At 62.7% G+C, this 6,000-nt stretch carries 6 protein-coding genes and 1 pseudogene; 4 read left to right on the top strand and 3 right to left on the bottom strand.

Going from position 1 to position 6,000, the window contains the following annotated elements:
• The 3 genes and pseudogenes from JO015_03480 to JO015_03470 form a co-directional block, all read right to left on the bottom strand.
• Nucleotides 1-198, bottom strand: a 198-nt coding sequence (locus JO015_03480) for a hypothetical protein (GenBank protein ID MBV9998154.1), incomplete at its 3' end; no start/stop codon positions are given.
• A gap of 42 nt (nt 199-240) precedes the next feature.
• A complete protein-coding gene (locus JO015_03475; protein MBV9998153.1) occupies nt 241-672 on the bottom strand; it encodes a VOC family protein in 432 nt (143 codons plus the stop codon).
• Between the two features lie 184 nt (nt 673-856).
• Nucleotides 857-1,152 (bottom strand): annotated as a pseudogene (locus JO015_03470) (aldehyde dehydrogenase family protein).
• A 442-nt stretch (nt 1,153-1,594) separates the two neighbouring features.
• Between JO015_03470 and JO015_03465 the strand changes: the two are divergent.
• Genes JO015_03465 through JO015_03450 form a run of 4 tightly spaced genes read left to right on the top strand, consistent with a single transcriptional unit; the run spans nt 1,595 to nt 5,926 of the window.
• Complete coding sequence (locus JO015_03465) at nt 1,595-2,761, top strand: Gfo/Idh/MocA family oxidoreductase (protein MBV9998152.1); 1,167 nt, start codon at nt 1,595-1,597, stop codon at nt 2,759-2,761.
• 25 nt (nt 2,762-2,786) lie between these two features.
• Nucleotides 2,787-3,782: an inositol 2-dehydrogenase gene (iolG, locus tag JO015_03460; protein MBV9998151.1), complete on the top strand. Its 996-nt coding sequence runs from the start codon at nt 2,787-2,789 to the stop codon at nt 3,780-3,782.
• A gap of 21 nt (nt 3,783-3,803) precedes the next feature.
• Entirely contained in the window at nt 3,804-4,709 is a 906-nt protein-coding gene (gene iolE / locus JO015_03455) for a myo-inosose-2 dehydratase (GenBank protein ID MBV9998150.1), read from the top strand.
• Nucleotides 4,710-4,732: 23 nt separating this feature from the next.
• Nucleotides 4,733-5,926: a Gfo/Idh/MocA family oxidoreductase gene (locus JO015_03450; protein ID MBV9998149.1), complete on the top strand. Its 1,194-nt coding sequence runs from the start codon at nt 4,733-4,735 to the stop codon at nt 5,924-5,926.
• The last annotated feature ends 74 nt before the right edge of the window (nt 5,927-6,000 follow it).

The following is a 6,000-nucleotide window of genomic DNA, read 5'->3' as shown; positions in this document are numbered from 1 at the left end:
GAACCGGACGCGCGCGCCCTTGGATATCGGATGAAGGCCGTCGAGCCCGATGAGCGCCCCGGCTTTCGCCAGCTCCTCGTTGTACTGCATCATCCGCGCAACGGCGTCGGCGGGTGGAGTAAACCCCTCTTCGGCCTTCTCTCCAGGCGGCGCGCCGGGTTGGTAGACGTGCGGGATCATCAGCATTATAAAGCGCATACGTGTGCTTCCTTGATTGTCGGTTGTGCGTCCGGCCGGGTTTCACTGCGGCACGATGACCATCCAGCACACGCCGAAGCGGTCAGCGACCATGCCGAAGCGCGGGGAAAAGAAGGTCTTGGCCAATGGCATTTGAACCTGGCCACCGTCGGCCAAAGACGCGAAGAGCCGCTCGGCTTCGGCCTCATCCGCGGCCGTGAGCGACAGCGCAAACCCGTGAAAGGCCGGTTTTCCTTCGCATCGGCTATCAGAAACCAGCAGGGTGGAATCACCAATGCGGAGGCTGGCATGCATCACCTTGTTTCCGTCTTCGGGTGCACACATGCCGGGATCGGGGCTTTCACTGAAACGGATCAGCATCGCCACCTCGGCGCCGAGCGCCGCGCGGTAGAATTCAATTGCTTCTTCGCAGCGGCCGTCGAAGGACAGGTAAGGTTGCAGGCTCTGAACGGGATTGCTTTTCGTGGTAGTCATGATTTTCGGTTAAGGGAACGGTTTCGTTTATCATTCTCTATGACGAACGAGCCAGAACATTCAGGACACACCGCGGCCGCAAGGGGAGAGAATCACGCCGCGCCACGGCGGGAAGGCAGCAATCATCCGCAGAACACGCAGAAGAACGCGGAAAAAAGATAAAACATCCACAGATTACGCAGATTCAAGGCATCTGAATCCCTGCTGCGCGTCTCTGGATGCCTTCCTTCTGCGTTCTGCCCAGGCCCGATTCCTTGACGTCCCAAAGGGCCCCACCTCCGTGGAAATCATGCCGGTGTTGATGCCCACCATGCCGCTTTCCAGCCCTTCGGCCACCCGCCACACCCGCCCGATGTCGCCGCTGTAAAAATAACCGGCCAGCCCGAACTCGGTGCCGTTGGCCAGCCGAACCGCTTCCTCCTCGCGCTTCCTTCTTTGCATGAATTTCAAAACGTAAAATGTTGAAAGGTCACGGTGCATAAACCCAAAATAGAAAGACTCATCAAATCATCTCAGAAAATCGCTTGCCATGTCTCTAGGGATAATTCATATTGATACTTATTGAGTTAATTTGCGAGATTTGCTCCCGTGAACTTACCGCCTGACCCCCGCCATCGCTTTTTGGCACTTTGAATTTATCAATAGCAAATATCCACTTGACAGACTCTTCACTCTGGCGTGAGCTGAACTGCGCTTGATCTAAAAGGCGTAGACTTTCGGTTCGAAATCTTTCGAAGTGGGAAGCTGATCTAAATTCGATCCCCCCTGGTCCAATGAAGCACAAATGCGTACGAATGGCCGTACCGGCGGCGCGGGCCGCCGAGGCGACCGCCTTTGAGCAAAAGCCGGCCCCAAGGCGGGGAAGTCAGGGCCGGCTTCTCTCTTTTCTCCCGGATTCCGGAGTCACCGTTTCATTCACTTTATGTCAACCGAAGAACGAAGGGCAGTGAGGGTGGGAATGGTCGGCGGCGGCCCGGGTGCGGGCATTGCCGAGACGCACCGTACGGCCATGCGCCTCGACGATCGCTATGCGTTGGTGGCCGGTGCCTTTTCCCGCAGCCCGGACAAATCGCGCGTTGCCGCCCGCCTCCTGCGGATCCCTGAAGATCGCGTTTACCCTGATTATGCCGCCATGGCTGCGGCCGAATCCAATCGGAAAGACCCCATTGATGCGGTCGTCATCGTAACGCCGACCGACAGCCATTACGCGATCGCCAAGGCGTTCCTTGAGGCCGGCATCAACGTGATCTGCGATAAGCCGCTCTGCCTGACTCTGGCTGAAGGCAGGGAGCTCAAGGCCCTGGCGGACCAGGGCGGGCTGATCGTGTGCCTGACGCACAACTACTCGGGCTACGCGATGGTGCGCCACGCCGGCCGGATGGTCCGGAACGGCGAACTGGGCGAGATTCGTGTGGTCCAGGCCGAACACGCGTCCGGCTGGGCGATCAAGCTTCTGGAAAAGGAAGGCCACAAGCAAGCCGCCTGGCGGACGGACCCGGGCCTGTTGGGTGATGCGAGCTTGCTGTATGATTTGGGGACCCACGCCCACCAGTTAGCCCGGTTTATTACGGGGCTGGAGGTCACTGAAGTGGCGGCCGAATTGAGCCAGATCGTTCAGGGCAGGGCGATCAAAGACAATGCGAACCTGCTGCTCCGGTTTTCGAACGGCGCGACCGGCGGCCTCTGGGCTTCCATGGCGGCCGCCGGCAATGAACACGGCCTGCGGATCCGCGTCTATGGAGACCGGGGCAGCCTGGCCTGGCGCCACGAAGACCCCCAGCACCTGCGTTACAGTCCGATCGACGGGCCGCCCCGGATCCTGGCCCAAGGGATGCCTGGGCTCTCGCCGGAGGCCGCCCGGTGGACGCGCGTGGGCCTGGGACACCCGGAGGGCTTTTTCGAAGCTTTTGCCAATCTCTACACTGAAGCGGCGGACGCACTGCTGGCCAAAGCCGAAGGCAAACCGTACGCCAGGACTGAGCTCGGCTTTCCGGACGCATCGGACGGGGTGCGCGGGGTGGCCTTTGTGGAAGGCGCCATGCGCTCCTACCGGGCCGGCGGGGCGTGGACGGCGCTGGAATCCCTTTAAACCCAAAATACCAACAGGTACAAGCATGCTAAAGATAGCGGTAGTGGGAACCGGCTTCATCGGTTCGGTTCATGCCAAAAATGTGGCCCGTCATCCCGGCACGGAACTGGCAGGGGTCTATGATGCCAATCCGGAATTTGCCAAACGGGCTGCGGCCACCGCAGGAACGAAAGCGGTGGCCGACCTTGCGGAGATCTTTGACAATCCGGACGTTCAAGCCGTGGTGATCGCCACGCCGACCAACACCCACGTCGAGTACCTGCGGCGCGCCGCCCAGGCGGGTAAAGCCATCTATTGCGAAAAACCGATCGGGCTGGACTACCAGGAAGCCGAACAAGCGGTTGAGGCGGTCCGGGCGGCCGGCGTACCGGTCATGTTGGGTTTTAACCGCCGGTTTGACCCTAACCACGCGGCATTGCGCGAAGAGGTGAGAAGCGGCGCGGTGGGTAACCTGGAGATCATCCAGATGACCTCGCGCGGGCCGAATCTGCCGCCGCTCAGTTACCTGGCCACCTCCGGCGGGCAGCTACGCGATCAAACGGTGCACTTTTTCGACTTGCTGCGCTGGATCAGTGAGGATGAACCCGAAGAGGTGCACGCGATCGGGGCCGCCCTCGTTGATCCCAAGGTGAGGGAAGCCGGCGACATCGACACCAGCCTCGTGACCATCCGGCTGAGCCGCGGCACCCTGTGCCAGATCGATTCGTCCCGGCGCACCGGCTACGGATACGACGAGCGCATCGAAGTGTTCGGCTCCAAGGGCCTGATCGAGTCGCGCCGGCAGCGGTTCCGGGGGGTGTCGCGTTACCTCGGCGATAAGATCATCGAAGACGGCCTGCATGCCGGCTGGTTCGAGCGCATCGAGCAGAGCTATTACCAGGCGCTGGACGCGTTTCTGAGCGCCGTCACACAAGGTACCCCGCCGAGCCCTTCGCTGGAGGACGGTTTGAAGGCCCAGTTGCTGGCCGATAAAGCCACCGAATCGCTAAAGAGCGGCCAGCCGGTCAAGTTCGCCAGGTAACGAAGCGCATCCCTGAATTTTATGCCAACCTCAACACCGCCGGAGCGGGCGGTCCGCCTGGGCGTCAGCCCGCTGAGCTGGACCAATGACGTCCTGGAAGCCCTCGGCGGCGACGTCCCGCTGGACACCTGCCTGCAGGACGCCGCGGACATCGGCTACCAAGGCGTCGAACTGGGCCGCAAATTCCCCCGCGACCCCCAGGTGCTGCCGTTGCTGTTGGCCCGCTACGGCCTGCGGCTCATCTCGGGCTGGTACTCCGGTTACCTCGCGGACCGCTCCCCCGAAGCCGAATGGCAAGCCGCCGCCGAGCACCTCCGGCTTCTGGAAGCCTGCGGCTGCGACGTGCTGGTCTACGCCGAGTGCAGCCGGATCCCGCAAACCGCCCCCTGGGACCAGCCCTTGAGCCACAGCCCCCCGTTGAGCTCGGTCGACCTACCGGCCTACGCCGAGCGAGTCGGCCAATTTGCCGCCCGGCTCAACGAAAGGGGCCTGAAGCTGGCCTACCATTATCACCTCAAGATGCTGGTGGAAACGGGCGAAGAAATCGCCGCCTTTTTCGAGGACGCCCCGCCGCAAGTGGGCTTGCTGCTCGACACCGGCCACGCGTATGCCGCGGGCGCCGACTACGCCGAACTGCTGCGCCGGTTCGGCGACCGGGTGACCCACCTGCACCTCAAGGACGTGCGCCGCCCGGTGCTGGACTGGGCGCGCCGGAATGATGTGAGCTTCAACCAGGCCGTCCGCGCCGGCCTGTTCACCGTGCCCGGTGACGGCGACCTGGACTTTTCGGCCCTGGCCGATTTCGTGCGCCGCTCCGGTTACCGGGGCTGGGCAGTGGTGGAAGCCGAGCAGGACCCGGCCAAAGCGGCCCCCAGACTCTACGCCCAACAGGCCTTCACCCACGTCAGCAAACTGCTGTTTGCCTGAGCGGCTTAGAAGCAGCATCCCCTATGTCAAATGCACCCCTCCATGTTGGATTGATCGGCTCCGGCTTCATGGGCCAGGCCCATGCCGACGCCTACCGGCGGGCCGGCCTGTTGTACCGCAGCCTGCCGCGCACCCCGGTGTTGTACGCCGTCGCCGACCAGAACGACGCGCTGGCCGACACCGCCCGGCGCAAGCTCGGCTTCCAGAAGGCTTACGGCGACTGGCGCCGGTTGGTCGAGGACCCTGAAGTGCACGTGGTTGACATCACCACGCCCAACCACCTGCACGTCGAGGTCGCCCTGGCGGCCCTTGCGGCGGGCAAACACGTCTACTGCGAAAAGCCGATGGCCGTCAAAGTTGACGATGCCCGGCGCATGGCCGAGGCGGCCCGGCAGGCCGGCGTCTACACGATGGTGGCCTTCAACAACCTAAAAACCCCGGCGGCCCTGGTGGCCAGGCAGATCATCGATCGGGGCGAGATCGGCGAACCGGTGCGCTTCCGGGGCCGCTTCGACCAGGGCTTCTTTAACGATCCCGCCCTGCCGTGGTCCTGGCGCTGTTCGCGCGAGTTGGCCGGCAGCGGGGCGCTGGGCGACCTGGGGGCGCACGCCGTGTCGGTGGCGCAGTTCCTCATGGGCGACATCACCGAAGTGTCGGCCCAGAGCCAGACGATCTTCAAGGAGCGGCCCGTGCCGGAGTTCGACGCCGGCTACGGCAGCAAGGTAAGCGAAGACGCCAAAAAGCAGGCTGTGGAGAACGAGGACCAGATCCAGGCGCTGGTGAAGTTCGCCTCGGGGGCCGCCGGGGTGATTGAGGCCTCGCGCATCTGCGCCGGGCGAGTCTTCGGGGTGTTCTGGGAAGTGTCGGGCACCGAGGGCACCCTGGTCAATAACGGGGAGCGCTTCAACGAGCTGCAGGTCTTCCGGATGCGGGACGAGAAGCGCGACCGGGGCTTTACGACCGTCTATTGCGGCTCGCAGGTGCCGCAATACTCGGCGTTTTTCGGCTTTGATTTTGCCGGGGGCGGGCTGGGCTATTTCGACATGAAGGTGTTCGAGGTGCACGACCTGGTGCAGGGCATCGGGCGGGGGGAGGGCTGTTTTCCCGACTTCGCGTTCGGGGCGCGCAACCAGGAGATCCTGGAGGCCATGGACCAGTCCAGCCGTTCCGGCACCTGGCTTTCGACGGCGGGCTCTTTGCATGCCGGCGTGCAATGAACGTTTTCCGGTTAATTTAGAAAGAACGGTAACCCCACAGGAATTACAACAGAATTAGGAAAATGTTATTCATT

It is taken from the genome of Verrucomicrobiota bacterium, from assembly GCA_019247695.1.
Classification (GTDB): Bacteria; Verrucomicrobiota; Verrucomicrobiia; order Chthoniobacterales; family JAFAMB01; genus JAFBAP01.
Note: the sequence above shows the minus strand (reverse complement) of the source record. Positions and strands in the feature narration are given on the sequence as shown.

What these genes read in the sequence shown, in the direction of transcription:
- JO015_03475 (MBV9998153.1), bottom strand. Translation starts at nt 672, where the DNA reads ATGACTACCACGAAAAGCAATCCCGTTCAGAGCCTGCAACCTTACCTG.
- JO015_03465 (MBV9998152.1), top strand. Translation starts at nt 1,595, where the DNA reads ATGTCAACCGAAGAACGAAGGGCAGTGAGGGTGGGAATGGTCGGCGGC.
- iolG (MBV9998151.1), top strand. Translation starts at nt 2,787, where the DNA reads ATGCTAAAGATAGCGGTAGTGGGAACCGGCTTCATCGGTTCGGTTCAT.
- iolE (MBV9998150.1), top strand. Translation starts at nt 3,804, where the DNA reads ATGCCAACCTCAACACCGCCGGAGCGGGCGGTCCGCCTGGGCGTCAGC.
- JO015_03450 (MBV9998149.1), top strand. Translation starts at nt 4,733, where the DNA reads ATGTCAAATGCACCCCTCCATGTTGGATTGATCGGCTCCGGCTTCATG.